Annotated in this window: 17 protein-coding genes; 9 read left to right on the top strand and 8 right to left on the bottom strand. The window is 57.6% G+C overall.

Annotated elements, in window-relative coordinates; translation table 11 throughout:
- Positions 1-266 precede the first annotated feature (266 nt).
- Genes VA603_RS07455 through VA603_RS07440 form a run of 4 tightly spaced genes read left to right on the top strand, consistent with a single transcriptional unit; the run spans position 267 to position 4261 of the window.
- Positions 267-1406 carry a site-specific DNA-methyltransferase gene (locus VA603_RS07455; RefSeq protein WP_323438406.1) on the top strand — a complete coding sequence of 380 codons (1140 nt, stop codon included), beginning with the start codon at positions 267-269 and terminating at the stop codon, positions 1404-1406.
- Positions 1351-1908 carry a hypothetical protein gene (locus VA603_RS07450; RefSeq protein ID WP_323438405.1) on the top strand — a complete coding sequence of 186 codons (558 nt, stop codon included), beginning with the start codon at positions 1351-1353 and terminating at the stop codon, positions 1906-1908. Before VA603_RS07455 ends, VA603_RS07450 begins: the two co-directional genes overlap by 56 nt.
- Entirely contained in the window at positions 1905-2906 is a 1002-nt protein-coding gene (locus VA603_RS07445; protein WP_323438404.1) for an McrB family protein, read from the top strand. Before VA603_RS07450 ends, VA603_RS07445 begins: the two co-directional genes overlap by 4 nt.
- The gene (locus VA603_RS07440) at positions 2903-4261 is read left to right on the top strand and encodes a 5-methylcytosine restriction system specificity protein McrC (protein ID WP_323438403.1); all 1359 of its coding nucleotides are present in this window, start codon (positions 2903-2905) and stop codon (positions 4259-4261) included. Before VA603_RS07445 ends, VA603_RS07440 begins: the two co-directional genes overlap by 4 nt.
- Before the next feature lie 523 nt (positions 4262-4784).
- Here VA603_RS07440 and VA603_RS07435 read toward each other — a convergent pair.
- Both VA603_RS07435 and VA603_RS07430 read right to left on the bottom strand, forming a co-directional pair.
- Positions 4785-5723, bottom strand: coding sequence for a hypothetical protein (locus VA603_RS07435; protein WP_323438402.1), 939 nt, complete (start codon positions 5721-5723; stop codon positions 4785-4787).
- 451 nt (positions 5724-6174) lie between these two features.
- Positions 6175-6321, bottom strand: coding sequence for a hypothetical protein (locus VA603_RS07430; RefSeq protein WP_323438401.1), 147 nt, complete (start codon positions 6319-6321; stop codon positions 6175-6177).
- A 198-nt stretch (positions 6322-6519) separates the two neighbouring features.
- Between VA603_RS07430 and VA603_RS07425 the strand changes: the two genes are divergently transcribed.
- On the top strand, positions 6520-8010 hold the full coding sequence (locus tag VA603_RS07425) for a hypothetical protein (RefSeq protein WP_323438400.1): 1491 nt from the start codon (positions 6520-6522) through the stop codon (positions 8008-8010).
- On the opposite strand, the gene VA603_RS07420 is transcribed toward VA603_RS07425, so the two are convergent.
- The 3 genes from VA603_RS07420 to VA603_RS07410 form a co-directional block, all read right to left on the bottom strand.
- Complete coding sequence (locus tag VA603_RS07420) at positions 8007-9062, bottom strand: DUF3800 domain-containing protein (protein WP_323438399.1); 1056 nt, start codon at positions 9060-9062, stop codon at positions 8007-8009. The two genes, VA603_RS07425 and VA603_RS07420, sit on opposite strands and share 4 nt — an antisense overlap.
- Positions 9063-9133: 71 nt before the next feature.
- Complete coding sequence (locus tag VA603_RS07415) at positions 9134-9385, bottom strand: hypothetical protein (RefSeq protein ID WP_323438398.1); 252 nt, start codon at positions 9383-9385, stop codon at positions 9134-9136.
- Complete coding sequence (locus VA603_RS07410) at positions 9382-9723, bottom strand: helix-turn-helix domain-containing protein (RefSeq protein WP_323438397.1); 342 nt, start codon at positions 9721-9723, stop codon at positions 9382-9384. The genes VA603_RS07415 and VA603_RS07410 overlap by 4 nt, the downstream gene beginning before the upstream one ends.
- A 111-nt stretch (positions 9724-9834) precedes the next feature.
- Here VA603_RS07410 and VA603_RS07405 point away from each other — a divergent pair, with 111 nt between their 5' ends.
- From VA603_RS07405 to VA603_RS07385, 4 genes are all read left to right on the top strand, one after another.
- Positions 9835-10608 carry a hypothetical protein gene (locus tag VA603_RS07405; RefSeq protein WP_323438396.1) on the top strand — a complete coding sequence of 258 codons (774 nt, stop codon included), beginning with the start codon at positions 9835-9837 and terminating at the stop codon, positions 10606-10608.
- Positions 10609-10676: 68 nt separating this feature from the next.
- Positions 10677-10988 (top strand): hypothetical protein, encoded by a 312-nt coding sequence (locus tag VA603_RS07400; RefSeq protein ID WP_323438395.1) that lies wholly within the window; start codon positions 10677-10679, stop codon positions 10986-10988.
- Complete coding sequence (locus tag VA603_RS07395; protein ID WP_323438394.1) at positions 10985-11323, top strand: hypothetical protein; 339 nt, start codon at positions 10985-10987, stop codon at positions 11321-11323. The genes VA603_RS07400 and VA603_RS07395 overlap by 4 nt, the downstream gene beginning before the upstream one ends.
- Before the next feature lie 1365 nt (positions 11324-12688).
- Positions 12689-13192 (top strand): hypothetical protein, encoded by a 504-nt coding sequence (locus VA603_RS07385; protein ID WP_323438393.1) that lies wholly within the window; start codon positions 12689-12691, stop codon positions 13190-13192.
- Between the two features lie 54 nt (positions 13193-13246).
- On the opposite strand, the gene VA603_RS07380 is transcribed toward VA603_RS07385, so the two are convergent.
- The 3 genes from VA603_RS07380 to VA603_RS07370 all read right to left on the bottom strand — a co-directional run bounded on the left by VA603_RS07380 (position 13247) and on the right by VA603_RS07370 (position 15375).
- The gene (locus VA603_RS07380; protein WP_323438392.1) at positions 13247-13525 is read right to left on the bottom strand and encodes a DUF6953 family protein; all 279 of its coding nucleotides are present in this window, start codon (positions 13523-13525) and stop codon (positions 13247-13249) included.
- A 496-nt stretch (positions 13526-14021) separates the two neighbouring features.
- Positions 14022-14771 (bottom strand): DUF5343 domain-containing protein, encoded by a 750-nt coding sequence (locus tag VA603_RS07375; protein ID WP_323438391.1) that lies wholly within the window; start codon positions 14769-14771, stop codon positions 14022-14024.
- Between the two features lie 349 nt (positions 14772-15120).
- Positions 15121-15375 (bottom strand): hypothetical protein, encoded by a 255-nt coding sequence (locus VA603_RS07370; protein WP_323438390.1) that lies wholly within the window; start codon positions 15373-15375, stop codon positions 15121-15123.
- Positions 15376-15418 lie beyond the last annotated feature (43 nt).

Genomic DNA, 15418 nt, shown 5'->3' with positions numbered 1-15418 from the left:
GCTTGGAGACACAGGGCCACTTGCGGGATCACAGGCGGGTGATAGCATGCCGCGCCCAAGGTCGAGATCCTTGTTCAGATTTCTCAATCTCAGCCTCTGAGAGCCTGCTTTGGCAAGCTAACACAGGGGTCTACGACGTCGAATCGCTGTGCTACAAAGTAGGCATAGACATGCTATCTACACCCTTTCAGGGCGTGAGGGCTCAGGCATCAATGATCGGGACCATTGCTGTGGCGCGATCACGCATTTCATCGTTCGAGACATGTATGGCAGTCAAAAAAAATCCCGAGTCCCCCGGTAAGCAGAAAGATAGCTTGCCGACCTATTGCGAGATTCAGGCAGATGCTCGGGATATTCCCCTAGAGCCAGCCACGATCGATGTGGTCGTCACGTCCCCTCCGTATTGGAAGAAACGCGATTACAGCTTCGCCGGCCAGATTGGCCAAGAGCCGACCCCTAAGGCTTTTGCGGCCACCATCGTTGACTGCCTGCGGGAGTGGCGACGCCTACTTGCCCCCCACGGCTCTGTATTTGTGAACCTCGGCGATACCTACCACAACAAATCTCTGGCAGGCGTCCCCGGCCGCGTTGAAGCGGCTGCTGCTGATGATGGCTGGATCCTTAGAAACCGAATCATATGGGCGAAGGAAGGCGGCATGCCCGAGCCAGCAAAGAATCGGCTGGCGAATCGGCATGAATATATCCTTCACTTCACTAAGGATGCCGACTACTACTACGATGCCTTCGGCTACTCAGAACAGTTTGGGAACGGAAGCACACAAGGCGACGTATGGAACATTGCCCTCCAAAGAAGCATGGGAAGTCATCTTGCGCCATTCCCCGAGGAGCTGGTTGAGCGCGCTTTGACACTTGCTTGCCCGCTCATGGTTTGCAAAGCCTGCGGAAAGCCGAGGGAGCGGATCATCGCCAGAACTGCCGAGCTCGATCCCACTCGACCTCAAGCATTAAGGGCGATGGAACTTGCTAAGAAGCACAGGCTGACGGCTGCCCACATCGCAGCCATCCAAGCCACCGGCATCTCGGACGCAGGGAAGGCGCTCAAGGTCCAAACAGGGACAGGCCGAAATACCGCTAGCGTCCAAATCCTGGCGGCCGAGGCGAAGCTCGCCTTGGGAGGCTACTTCAGGGAGTTCACCTTTGCCAAGAAGCGGACCACAGGCTGGACAGACTGTGGTTGCAACGCCGGATTCCGTCCGGGAATGGTTCTGGACCCATTCAAGGGAACAGGGACCACCCTGCGTGTCGCAGCGCGAATGCAGAGATCGGCGATCGGTGTAGACTTTGCTCCATTAACGGACCGAGCCGTATGGAGCGCCAGTGGCACCGACAATGAGGCTGAAGAGGGAAGCGGTTCGCGCCGCTTGGGAGCAGCTCGAGGGAAGTAAAGTTCACACGCACTTCCTGGGCTACCTGGCCATCCGTGAAGCCGCGCAGACGGATGGTCGAACTGAAGACTTGAGAGTTAACTTCAAGAGCTTTTTCGACCGATTCCTACGTGCGAATGGCATGTCGGAAGATGTGCCGTACATCAAACCTTTTGGCGGTCCCACGAACAATAAAAACGTGGCGGGGTCCTACGCTCCTAGCTCCCTGAGGGGTGTAGCCCCCCTGATGAAGGTAGCCAGCTACGACAATGATGTGACGCCAGTCACGTTCAGCCTCCTTCCCAAGCATGAGTCATTGGCACTTCAGCATCTTTTGAACGGCCGGCCGATTTCCCTCGACGCGCTCGGCGTGTTTCTCTACAGGGACTACTTAGTGGCCCCTGAAATTGCGAGCTACGAGGGCATCAAAGACCTTACCCAGCGTGAGTTTGGACTCTCTGAAGAAGAGGTGACGTCTAACTACTCCACCCCATTTTTCTACAAAGGGGCTCTGTTTCGATGAACGCTCCGCAGCCGATCCAAATGAAACAATCGGTCGAACCAGATAAACGCTACAGTAGGGAGGAACTTGGGATACCGGCACAAGGTGACCCGAAGGCCTCGCCAGCGGACCAACCGCCATCAACCGAGTCCGAAATCACCATAGACGCAATCTCGGATGAGCACCCTCTATGGTTGTCGGTCAGCGAGGCCAAGATGGACGGCTATGGAGGAGTAATCCTAAGTGGCCCGCCTGGGACCGGCAAGAGCTGGTATGCCCAAAAAATCGCAGCGCGTCTTGCAGGCTCACCGGATCGCATCAGGTCTGTCCAGTTCCATACCGGATATCAATACGAGGACTTCGTGCAGGGCTGGGAGCCCGATGGCGCCGGCGGCTTTGTGCGGGCTAACAGGCATCTGCTCACCATTGCGCAAGCAGCCAAAGAAGACCAAGAAAACAGCTATGTCCTAGTGATTGACGAGATCAGCCGCGCCGATGTTCCCCGGGTGTTGGGGGAAGCATTGACCTACCTTGAAATGTCGCTGCGCGACAGGCCATTTTATCTTGCCTCCGGGGAGATCGCCGAGATTCCGGGGAATTTGTTCATCATCGCTACAATGAACCCTTGGGACATCTCCGTGGATGAACTTGACATCGCACTGGAGCGCCGATTTGCGCACATTGAGGTGTTGCCCAATGCAGAAGAACTCTTAGGCATCTTGGATAGCAATGGAGCGGACGTAGAGACCAAGGAACTTTGCAGAGCGCTTTTCGGCTTACTGCAAGGCTCCAGCAACAGCATGATTCATGTTGGTCACGCTTACTTTTCAAGAGTGAAAGACGACGCTTCGCTGGACCGACTCTGGAAGTTCCAAATATGGCCCCACATCAAACGGGTTACTCGCTTGGATCCTCCTGAGGCCACCCGAATCGAGACCGCGTGGAAGGCCCGTAAAGCCAACCGGCCGGCTGTGCCAGGACCTGCGGACGAAGTTGGGTCAAATAAAGAATCCGAATGAACCCCAACCTCCCGAGAACGGACCTCCCGCACGCATCACGAGGCGCGGAGGTTTATACCGTTTTTGAGCACGGCGAAATCCAAATTGCGCCGGACCGGATTTTCAGGGGGGACAAGCTCGTTCTTGATCCGGGGGTTGAAAAGGCGGGCTATTTGGCGATCTCCCTGGATGGTGGACGTCTCAAATTACGTGCAACCTCTTGGGTGGGGTTTATTCCCCTGAACGAACACGTGGCCATCCAAGTCCGGCCCCGCGTTCCTATAAGTGTCATGCACGAGCTTCTGTCCCATGTTGCGTCAGGGAAGCAGCGCACTATTCCACTCGGCTACTACGGGTATGGGCAAGGGGAGCTTCGGCCGAGCAACCTGACCGACCTACTTGCGGGAAGGCTAATACATCTCGCCAAGCTTATTCGGCTAAACGGATTGGACTTCGACTTCACGCCGGAGACTTCTACTGGCGTGACGTTGGTTGGCACCCCACTGCCAATCCAAACTCGACTCCAACAGCTCATCACTCACAACCCGACCGTGTCTGTCTCGCGCGCCTGGAAACGGACCGTTGACACCCCGGCAAATCGGGTCGTTCTTGCGACTCTCTCCCATCTTTACCTTGCCTACCGGCGCCTTGGCAGAGCTAAAGGCGCCCCGGCCATGTGCTCTGCACTGGCTGAAGCCAAGACCATCTTCTCACGCGTCCACATCAATGACCGACGGTTGAAAGAGATTGCGCTTACGCCCATGGGGCAAAAGTGTGCCAGACGACCCGAGTATGCCGAGGCCTCAGCCCTCGCCATAGCCATTTTTTCCGGTGCTGGGATTGATCCTACGGAGCGAGGTGCGCTTCGACTGAACCCCGTGGTCGTCAACCTGGAGGACACCTTCGAGTGCTTCCTAAGGTCACGCCTTACCGAGCTACTTGCGGCGCATGGCTTAGGCGTCTTTGACGGCAACATCAATGACGCAGAAGGACATCAGCGCAGGCTCTACCGGCATCCGAAGCTGCGAGATGCGCGCAATATCGAGGTGAAGCCCGACATCGTGATCACGCACAACAAGAAAACAATCGCAGTGATGGACGTCAAATACCGACCGTATGGCGGCAAGGTGCCGGACCGATCAGATGTGGAACAGGTCGTCACGTATGCAGGCGTATATGGGGCTCGCCACGCGATCATCGCCGTTCCACAGCGTCCACAGGGCAAGCCATCTGTGATCGCAATCGGAAAAGTTGGCAAGGTCAATGTTTCGGTTTTGGCGATAGACCTGAATACAACTGACCTGACCGGGGAGCTTGGGAGGGCGACTGAACAGCTTATGGATCGTGTCGCTCCGCACCTACGCACGGGAACATAGCAAACATGCAAACAGGCCCTAGCCTACTAGAGCCCAATGGGCGGCGTAAAACGCGGCAATATCGCAGCCAAGGTTTCCCCGGCTGCGCATCCACGCATTGACACCAGGGGCCCGTCGCCCGCCGTGCTCACCTACATCAACCATGTGATTTAGTTACACGAGAGCGTCGTAGTCTCGCGCACTCAGCCCGAGGAAAGCGCACACGCTCTGACGGTCAAGAATCCTGGATAGCTTTCGCACCCTCGCCCGAACCATGTAGCGAGACGGATCAGCCGGGCAGACCAAAAACCCCGCAAGCAAGTGAGCAATATTGCGCGCATGGAGCTCTTCTTGGACTCGCCAGATATCATCCCTCCGCCCTTGAGGAACGCCTACCCCCAATGCGTAGTCAATCACCAAGTCCAGCTCGGCGCGCCGCACTGCGCGCTGCTCGGCCTTGCTAGGGATTGGCGCAAGCCCTTCGTGAATAGCAGCTGCGCGTTCATCGTATTCGGCCTGGGTCAAACGCCGCCCGTATTCAGGCCTATCTCCGGCCGGGCCCTCTTGGTTTGGAACCTGGTGCATATACGCTCTCAACGATTTCGGGGTCTGAGAGAACCATGCGACGCTCTTGAGAAATGTCAAGTAGAGCTTCGTAGTCCTGAGGCGGCAAGATCTGAGCTAGGCGGTCCTGAAAATGCAGAGTTAGATCATCAAACTTCCTCACGAAATCTTGCCACCCGCCGGAGCCAATTTCACCAAATTCAATCTCGATGACTTCTCTCGATCGCTCAAATTCTTCACGGGCAACCATCATCTTATGGAACTGAATGGTGCTGAACATCTGGCCTCTAGCTACCGCGCGGTATTTAACAAATAGCTTGAAATTCTCAATGTTAAACTCAGCCGTTCTTTGGACTTGATTCTCACCCACCTGTTGGTCCGGAGCCTGGTGACTGCCACCAGCTCCATCAGAACTTTTAACCAGCAATTCCGGGTATGTTTTATCGTAAAGAGCGATGCTCGCTTCAATGAAGGCCTGCTCTGGCGGGGCATTGGAGGAAGCCGCAGTTCCTTGGTAAATGCACGCATCTAGATCACCCGACGTCGAACCATGTAAATACAAAGGTGCCAGGAAGAGACCGAGACCCGCTGAGGGGCGCCCAAACAGCCCGAAGATAGAAACCGATAGCAGGTGACCACGAGCATTGTTAGCAGTGATGCGTGCTGGCAGGAGAATTCTGTTCGCAGACTGGTGGCATACGCCATTTATAAGGTAGTGAGTTATGCCTGCTCGGCCCTTGTCACCGGCTATAGCCTCTGCACGCGCGGTGCTGCCCGTCCCAGAACGAACTACAGTTCCACCGCTATTTCCTCCCCAACATCCCCACGCATACGCACCGTCTCCACAAGGCACATATGCATGATCAGCAGCCTTGAGAGCAATGGAGGTTGGATAACAACAAACGTTTAGGACACCCATCGAGTCTTCCTTAATTACGGCTGGCGGGACAACCAATATCGCCAGCTTAGCCGAATCGAGCTGAGCTGGGCGTTGGGTCAGTGCGCAAGGGGGCGGTGAACCGATGGAACCGATCGAGTTGCTTCGCCGTCTGGTGGCTAGGCGGTCCCCGACGTGCCGTCTAGGGTTAGTCTTCTGCCCTAGTTTGCCGGCCCACTTTAAAGTCCTTGACCAGCCACCCGTAGGCGTCGGATAGAGCGTCCGGCAGGGACTCTCTGTCAGCGCAGGCGATCTCGACTTCGGACGGAAGCGCCGCCGACGCCCCATCCACGTCCCACACGATGTCGTAAACCCGGAAGATGGTCACTTGCTCTCCAACGCCTTCCCTTGCCAGAGCTTAGCTCAATGGCCTCACGTAGGGGTTATAGGTTGGGAGGAAGCAAGCACCCTGCGGCGCTGACTTCGCTACGGCTTAATTCTTGCCCTTCTTTCCTTTGTCGGGGGTTTGGCTGAGGGCAGAGCCCGCCGCCGTCTTCGACTTGCTTCCAGTTCGACCGTCACGCAACACATCACTAGAAGCCTTCGCTGCTTTCGGGCCCGTCTGTTCGTTCTTCGCCATGCCATCTCCCCACCACCATGTAGTGGCAAGCCGTGCATAAGAAAAACTCAGGGATAAACAAACAACCCTATACCCAAGTTATTTATCGTTCAGCTTAAAAAGCGGGTTTAGTTAGGTTATATCATTTAAACAGTACGGGCGTCCGCCATGCCTGCGTTAGGGTTGATAATGGGCCTCCTCATCGGACGAGGCCTCAGCGTGACCTACGATCAACTCGCAAAGATCGCTGCCAGCTTTGGTCTGCGAGACTCCATGGTTCATATCTGGGCCTATAGCCTGCATGTGGGTTATGGGCACCAACTTCCTATCGAGTATGAGCACTCTCGGCCGGGGCTGCCGAACCAGGTCAAGGCCTACACCTTCGAGTTCTACCTAGATCTCTACCTGAGAGAAGTGCTTCAGCACGCAGGAGCCTCAAAAGGCGCTCGCCGTTCACTGCGAAACTGGCAAGACCTAGGCACGCTGCACAACGCCATCCGTAGCTACAGCAATTTCAAGGCAAGGTGTGATCTGGACATCTGGACAACCATGCACCGAATCGGCCACCAACAGCTGCCTCATTTCGATCGCTTTGGACCCGCCTACTTTGGACGCTACTGGTCACTTTACAAGCGGGGTCGCCTTTCAAGCGTTGTTTTCAAGGCACTGGGACTGACATCGGAGGACTACTTCTTGCTGGCCGGAGCTACCCAAGCGCTCTTCATGAGCAGCTACGAAGTGCCCTTGGCTCCGCAGCTCGCCAAGCTTGGACTGAGTCCCGCGGTGGTCGCAGCCCGAGTGGCAGCAATCACTGGCACGCCCAGGCTATTACGCGACCGGTGCAAGCTGGACGTCAGGTATGATTCTTCGTGGGACTACACACCCAACCCCATTGTCGTAAGGCCGCTCATCCAGCTCCGCGCCGACGCACCAGATCACCTTGCCTGTCCGCGACCACAGTTGTTGGGGAAGCGCTTACTCGCCGGGCTCTTTTATGACCTCGCGGACGCTACCGGCTTCGCCCAAGCTTACGGCGATGCATTTGAGGAGGTGGTAGGGGATTGCTTTGGCCTCATCCAGGGCGAAACGGCGGCTGAGCGTCCCGCCCCATACATAGTGAATGGGGCACAGCACCAAGGCAGTGACTGGCTGCTGACGGATACCTACGCCACCGTGTTCGTGGAATGCAAGACCATGCGCATTCCCATCCCGGCAAAGCTTGCGGCTAACCCGGGCGATCTGGAGGCCGGCCTGAAGCGTTTGGCCAACGCAGTCGTCCAGAACTATCGCAATATTCTTGATGCAACGTCGGGCCGAGCAGGCATCCAAGTGCTAGACGGACCGATTTATTGCCTAGTTGTCACCCTGGAAGACTGGGTGCTGTTTGGCGACAAGTCCGTTGACGCGCTTTCGACCCTGGTGGAAAGCGAGCTCGAGGAACGGGGCATGGAAGCCGGCATCCAAGAGCGCTACCCCTTTGCCGTCGTAGGCTATGCCGCGCTTCCGCAACTGGTGGATTCGATCAGCCAGCACGGACTGCGCATCTTTACGGAAAAGTCGACTCAACGCTTCAAAGGCTACCTCTTTCCGCAGTTCTTGAAGGAGGCCAAGCTCTCCAACGGGGGAGCAGCATCCTCAATGTTTGAACGGGAGTGGCACGACTTCATGGGAAGGCTCAGAGCACGATTCCCCAGGGCCTCCATCTCTTAACCCTCTGAAGGCTTTGCCTTAGGGCTATTGCGGCCCTTGGCCGCTCTCTTGTAGACCATTGGCCTACAGGTCCGTTTTGCATTCAGGGCCGCGCGATACGCTGTCCCTTCCGCCAACTGCTCTTCGCCCAATGTCATCAGGTGGATGGAGGGATTCGGCGTTTGCCCCTCAACCGTCAGCATCCCCAGAAGGCGCGCGACGCCCTCGTTGTCCTCAAACTCCCCCCTCAGCACCCTGCGCCAGGCCGACGCCAACAGGTCGGCCACTTGAATGCCAGGAACATCGTGCGAGCGAACGAACGTGGAATCTTGCATGACCTCTCCCAAGTTCACCGCAGACTTGATCGTATGATCAACCGCTTCTTGGAGGTAGGCTGGAATGTCCTGGGGGGCGCTTCTAAAGTTCCTATCGAAGTGGGAGTAGTCGAAGCCCTCCACGAAGACACCGGGGTCTCGAAAAGACTTTGCCTGGATGATGCCCGGGGTCATATGAGTAATCGTCTGCTCGAAAATCGGTCGAACCGAGTTCTTCTCATCCATGCGCCATTTGAAGCTGCTTAGTGTCGCCGGCAAGCGTTGGACGTAGTAAAGCGTCGCTACCCGAAAGACCTGATCCAGCAGGCTGATTTGCGCCACCATCTGGGTGTAGAGCTGTGGAGAGAGACGTTCCAGCCTGTCCGACAGATCATCGATGGAAGCACGTCCCTCTTCATAGAGCATGTTTGGACGATTGGCTCTCACGCTCTCGACCTGCTTTGCTTGATGCGCCACCACCACTTCGGGGTCTTGATGGCCCAGGTCAATCGCAGAGACGAAGAGTGTTGCTTCGAGCTTACCAAGCTCACCCAGGAAGCGCGTCAGGTTGGCTTCTGACAGGTCTTTCAGTTTGACCTCATCTTGGATACCGCGCCCCAAGCGCCGTTTGAGCAGTGCCAGCGACTGCTCTACCCGCTTCCTGGCCACCTCTGGGACGACATACCCAGCAACGACGCACCAACTGTTGCTCTTCTCAGCAGAAAGGAACGTGCCGGATTCATCGACGTAGATAAACATGCGGTCTCTTCCATGGACGCGTTTGGATAGAAAGCTGCCTGATGGTCGAGGTTCAAGACCCGGCAGAAGCCTCAATCGCTGCTGTTCGAATCTTCAAACATGGCGGACAAGACCAGTGCCGCGCCTGTGCAAAAAGCATCAAGGGCAGCCCAGTAGTTCATGTCAGCTGACAAGACCAACATCGTCTTTGAGAACTGCTCGGGAGCACCGGGAGCATCCATCAACTCGCGCTGGATTCTGGCGGACATGAACCAAAAGAAGCCTGAAAGCAGCGAACCGCATGAAGCGAAGAAGATCATCAGCTTCCAGATAACCTTCTTCAACGCCCTTCCTCCGACTTAGCCAACATGTCCTTCAGGCGCTGGAGGGCTTCCTTCTGCTTGGCGACCGGCAGCTTGGACACCAACAAAATCACTTCGGCCAGCGTATCTGAGGTTGCATGGAAGTAAGCGACCGGAAGACCTAGCGCTTTAGCCAATGCCTGAGAGGTCGCGGGGTCAGGGTCATGTTGACCCGTTTCGTAGCGGCTCACTCGGGTCGCCCCCGAGACGGAGTCCACCATTCCAATCCGCTCCGCCAGCTGGGCCTGTGTCCAACGCTTGGCGAGCCTGGCGCTTCGCAGGCGCTTGCCATAGACCGTCGTAGGCGTTTTGGGCTGCATCCGGATTCTTGCACCAAAGCTGAACTCCTCCCAAGTCTGACTGTTGGAACCCGATTGCACATCTGCGATTATCGTAAATGCCGCCGGCGTGGCGGTCTACAGGGGCACCTAATGAAGGACACCACAAGGATGGCCGCCGCTCTGGCAGCCGCGCTGTCGCTGAGTGGCCAGATTGCATCGGCCCAGGAAGCCACCCAGTCCACCCAGCAGGCGCAACAGCCCGGCTTCTTCAGGCAGCTGGGGAAGAGCTTGAAGGACGCTGGCGGCCAGATGATTGGAGTGAAGCCCACCGGGGCTGCCGCTGGACAAGCTAATAACCACCAGCCCATCTACGCCCCGGTCAGCGGTGCAGGGAAGCTGCCCGGGCTCTTCAAATCCGATAACCACCGGCTCGCCCAGCAGGGCCGATTGGAGTGGCCCCGGGTCGCTTTGACCTACCTTGAATGGGGCACCACCCTGCCGTGCTGGACCGTGGAGGCCCGGATTTGGACTAGCGCTACGGACTCGACCACGGAGACCTTCCGGACCTGCGCTGATGCAGCCCTGACGGAGACCGACGACTTGGGCGACACCGCCGAGCTCAACAGCGCCGCGCTGTGGAAAGGCAGGGATACCTTGATGGGCGTTCGGGTGCCTGCCGCCAAGCCCAACACCGGGGCCAGCCGGTCCACAGGCCCCAACCCGGCTAGCCAGCCGTTCGTGGTCAACGTCTCTCGCCCCAGCGTGTCCGACAAGGCCGTCGACGTGGCCCTGAGGGTGGCGTGGGTCGCTGCCTTCATCCAAACCGCCGACCTGCACCCGGGCGCGTCGGGGATGCTGACTCCGTTCAAGGACAGCCGGATGTGGATCGCGGGGTTCAAGCCGGAAGGCAATCGAGACCGGTAAGCCCCCTCTTTCTCTACCCGTCCGGGGCGGCCTACCGCCGCCCCATCATCACCCTCAAGGATTGACCCATGAACGCAAGGTTTCCCCTGGCCGGCTTGGCCATTGCACTTATCCTCACTGCTTGCGGTGGCCCGCCGTCTACTAACGATGCCGAAAGGGCACTCGCCACCCTTCTGGAGGAAAGCGGGGCTGGACGGGTTGGCGACATCCGCGACTTCGAACTGACCGGATGCGTCGAGGCCCAAGACGTGGGGGGCTACCGCTGCGACACCAAGGGGAAAGTCTCCATCGATATCGGCGGCCGCCAGGTGCTCATTCCGGTCAGCAAGAACCTTAGGTATGCGAAGGAGTCAGGGAGCTGGAGGGCCTACGCCAAATGAGCGTGCCCCCTCCCCTGCTTGACCAACCGGTGCCCGCCCGCCGCAATCTCACGACGCCACGGGACCGATTTTTCTGGTGGTATTCGGGTGCCCTGCTCCTCACTGGACCTTTCGGGTTCGTCGTTGGGCCGCTCATGGCCCGACGCGCAAGCCGGAAGGCGGCTCGGCTCTACCCGGCAGAGGCCCGCGTAGCCCAGGCTAGGGACAGGGGCTTCGCTTGGTGGCAGTGGTGGGTCATGACCGTCCTGACCATGCTGGGTGCGCTTGGGGCGTTTGCTGTGCTGAGTGGACTGCCGATGTTCCTCTTCGTGCTTTACGCTCAGCTTGGCCTATAGGCGGGTTGTCTTCATTGAATCAAAAGGGCCGCTGCGGGCGGCCCCTCCCTGGCACATGATCTGCGAAAAGAGTAAGTTTCGCCGGCCCTAGCTGGGCGAGATCGCACAGGCGGATCAATGCCACTCGATTTGCAAAAATAGGTTATTGTCGGTCAGTCAAACTCACAATCATCATTCATTAGGGCCCGGCAGCAATCATTGCGGAGGCTTGCTGTCCAGCATCAATCCAAGCGGCAGTTAATGGACAGCGATAACCGATGAGCTCGGCGACTTTTCGATAGTCATCGCTAAGATTCCGCGCAAAAATAGGCTCGTGATGGGCGATACGATTTCTCAACCCCCTCACTTGCTCTAGGTTGGAGTAGATCATGCTGCGTGACACGGCGATGTCTTGTGTATGATTGAGATTGGGAAAAACATCCAACATATGAGGTCCCCATAACCTCAAATCATGCCTGCTAGTGAACATTTTCTGCCAGAAAACAAACTTAAGCTCCGGAATGACTTTGCCAGTAGTCGTAGCGGAGCGCCTAGCACTGAATAGGTCTCTCCGCGGGCTATACCCCACAGTTGGATTAGGCAGACTCTGTTCGAATGAGGGAGACCAAGGCCACCGGTCACCGTAAACACGAGCCAAGGCATCAGCAACGGCGTTTCTCACTACAACCTCACAAACATGAAGAGGCCCTAACAAGGCACCTGAGACGCTGGTGTTCCACGAATACAGGCTGAGTGCGTCCCCGTTGGCTCCAGCGGACCGTTCATAAGTGCTTATCCGGGCCGCAGAGAGAGCCGCCTTTACAGCCTGAACAGTCTGAGGGTCGATGTTGGTCATTGCTTGACATGCGCTCCTTCGCGCCCTATTCTGATCCCACTAGCCGAGGGACTTGTTGGCGTAAGCCTCCCCCCACGGACAGATGATAGCTTGAAAGCCCGCCTCTCGGCGGGCTTTCTTTTTGGCATATCGTTAGGTCAATAGCGCGCAGAGAGTTCTTGCCATCTGCGCAGATAACGCAACGTCCACACCTGTCCGATTCTATCTGTCGCCACTTACCCGCCAGGGCGAGACGCTATGAGTAGTGGTTGAAGATCACTCGACCTGTTAGAGTAAGGGACACAACACAGGACACACGTCCGGTTTGCGAACTGCTGCAGGGTCAAGAGGTTAGGTTGGAGTTGATCCGATCCCCCTCTCTCCGCCAGTTATCCAATAGGTAGTGGCTCCGGCCAAGCAGTTCCGAAGCTACCCTACTAAAAGACCTACTACGCCTGATGTGCTGGGCTAGATGGGTGAAAAGGCCACCCGAAGGGGTGGCCTTTTTGTTGTCTCGACATAGGCGCGAGACGAACTGTAGCGTACCCCCTATGGATAAATTAGCCGAAAGTCTTGGCCTTCCCGTCTATGTCGGCGTGATCCTAGAACTCGCCGCTGGCCTGCTGCTCGCCTTGTTCGCAGCGTGGATAGCCGTCTGGCTGACACGCAACAAGTTCCGCTCGGAGCGATGGTGGGAAAAGAAAGCCGCGGCCTACGAGCGCGTAATCGACGCCTTTCATAAAGCGAAGCGATTCGACTACGAATATCTGCGCGCGGAAGAGTTGGATATTGCGTTCGATGATGCCCGCAAAGCTCAACTCAATACCGCCGCTGCGGAAGCCCGGGACGAGATTCTGCGCTCCGCGGACATCGGCAGCTTCATCCTCTCGCCCAAAGCGCTGGAGATTCTGAGCCGATACAAAGATGCATCTGAGAACATGCCAAGGCAGGAATCATGGTATGAACACCTCGACATGTCATGGTCGATTGCCGACGATCACATGAAGGAGTTCGTCGCTGAAGCGAAGGCAGACTTGAAGCGAAAAGCAGACTGACAACAGGCTCCAACACGACCAAGAAAGAGGGCTGCCGTTGGCAACCCCCTTGATTTAACGAACCATCCGCTTGTCAGGCGGATCAGACTCGCGGCGTTGCCGCCACGTCTGCGAACTCCGACTCCACACCACGTCGTCAGGCGTCAGCTTGCGGAACTCCTCAAGGATGCCCTTGTTGATTCCCCAGTTTCGCTGGCGGTTCTTGTAGACGTGATGCTCGCCGAAGGTCATGCGGATGCCGCGCGCAGCGGACGATTGCACCAAGCGGTTCTGCCGCCGGTACTGATCGAGCATCCAACGCGCCACGGCCTTTTCATCTTCCGAAGGGGTCATATCACCTCCGATGGCCTGTAGAGGTGTCCTCGCCCAAGAGGGACGGAGGGCGCCCCGAAGGGCGCCTCCCGGGTGCTGCGCTTAGCCCGGAGGGCTGCGCCAATGCTGGCAGACGTACTCCAGACGGCCCTTACGGACCCGGGTATACGCGCACACATGCACCGTCTTGGCGTGGGACATAAGTCCTCCTGCAAGCCGGGTTTGTGAGGGCGATATCGGAATTCCGGGTCCCAGGGGGTATACTCCCTGTGTTGTACGGGCCGCGGAATCGGCAGAGGGACACCCTCAACTGCCATGCCGTGATGCCGGTACGGAGGTTCGGAACACCGTTGTAGGCACCCTTGCCGGGGTGTTTCCAACTCCGAACCAACCGCACCAGCGTTTTGCCTACCTAGCGCCTCAACTCAAGCCTGTTTCGCGACCGGGAACTTGAGTTGGGGCGTTGCTTTGTCTGGGCCACCCACGGCGGTAGTCAGCGGGCGGCCACGATCTAATGTCATGACGGCTCCTTCGTGGCGTCCGCCGCCCCCGCTTCCTCGGCCATCGTCTCCCTGTAGTTGTTGATGATGAACTCGATCATCTTCACCACGGAGTTCCACTGACGGTCCGTCATGCCCTTCGGCAAGATGATCGCGCCGTCCTTCCCGGCAATCGGGATCGGAATGCTGATCATCGAGTCGTCATGCGGCTTCTGGTGATGTTTCGGCTTGCTATGGACGTGTTCTTGCTGGGCAGGTTCGGCCGGGGGCGTGATGCTAGGCTTCGCTTTGCGCTTTGCAGCCGGGGAAATTGTGGGCGCCTTGACGTGCGGGCTGACTTGAATCCCCGCATCCCGAGTGGCAGCCAAAAAGAAGCTGATGCACTTGCTCAGCGTTGAGCCCGAGATTTCGTACTCGCGGAATTTGTCGGTCATCTGCTGAGTCGTGGCCGACTTCAGATTGAATGTGCCGTCAGTCACTGCGGAGTAGCTTTGCTCGATCATCGTCTTGAGCATGGCCTTCGCCGCGGCCTCATCGGCAGCAAGATACTTGTCGAGCTGCTCAGTGCGCGCGCCGTCGTTGTCGATCAGCTTGAACCACTTCAGGGCCGCGATGAGCGCCGCCTGCTCCGACCCGGATCGCTTCCGAAGCAATCCCAGACTACGGTCAATCACGTCCGGGAGCACCTCGTGGGAACGCAGCTCTCCGATGAGCGTCTCGAAGCTCTTGTAGGAGGTATAAGGGGGCTTGATTGCCTTGTCGTTCACGAGCGCCTCCGCAGGTGCGGGTGGATTTTGGCGCAGCGCACACCTTCCTGACGCGGCATGCAACGGCTGTTGCGAAACTAGGCCTAGACCAACTTATGCTGAATTTTCTCTGTAATTACTGTACAACAACTATTTGATTCATAAAGATCACATGGACTTATCCACAAGTTGATGCATTACTTTGTCTCAAATATTGAGACAAAAACTACGTCAGGAAAATGCTTCGGGAAAGCCCTGCTTACCGATCCCTTCTCTGGAAGCGGTGGCTTCGTCGTCTATGCCGCGCGTCATGCGAGGCTATATGCGGTGTCAGTATGCGCCCTGCTACGTCCCCTGCAACTCGTATGCGTTACGGAAATGCGTACCGCGGCGCTTCGCCCAGCAGAGACCGCGGCGCAAGCCGCCAGCCCCGTGAGGTCTGGATACGTCCGGCCACGAGGCCGTCCAGCGAATCGGGCCGGAGGCCGTGTTCCTCGCGCATTTCGAGCCTGGTCCGGGAGACGATCCGCCCGGACGCGACGCGCTGCCAGCGGTAGGTGCGTTCGTCGCGGTTGAAGCCCCGCGCGCGCTCCCGATAGGCCGGGTCCGCCCATCGAGCCTTCATCTGCGCGGATATGCGCGCGGTGGTCGGGATCGGCCCATAGGCG

This window comes from Stenotrophomonas capsici (genome assembly GCF_034961085.1).
Lineage (GTDB): Bacteria > Pseudomonadota > Gammaproteobacteria > Xanthomonadales > Xanthomonadaceae > Stenotrophomonas > Stenotrophomonas capsici.
The sequence above is the reverse complement of the archived record's forward strand: the minus strand, read 5'-3'. Positions and strand labels throughout refer to the sequence as shown.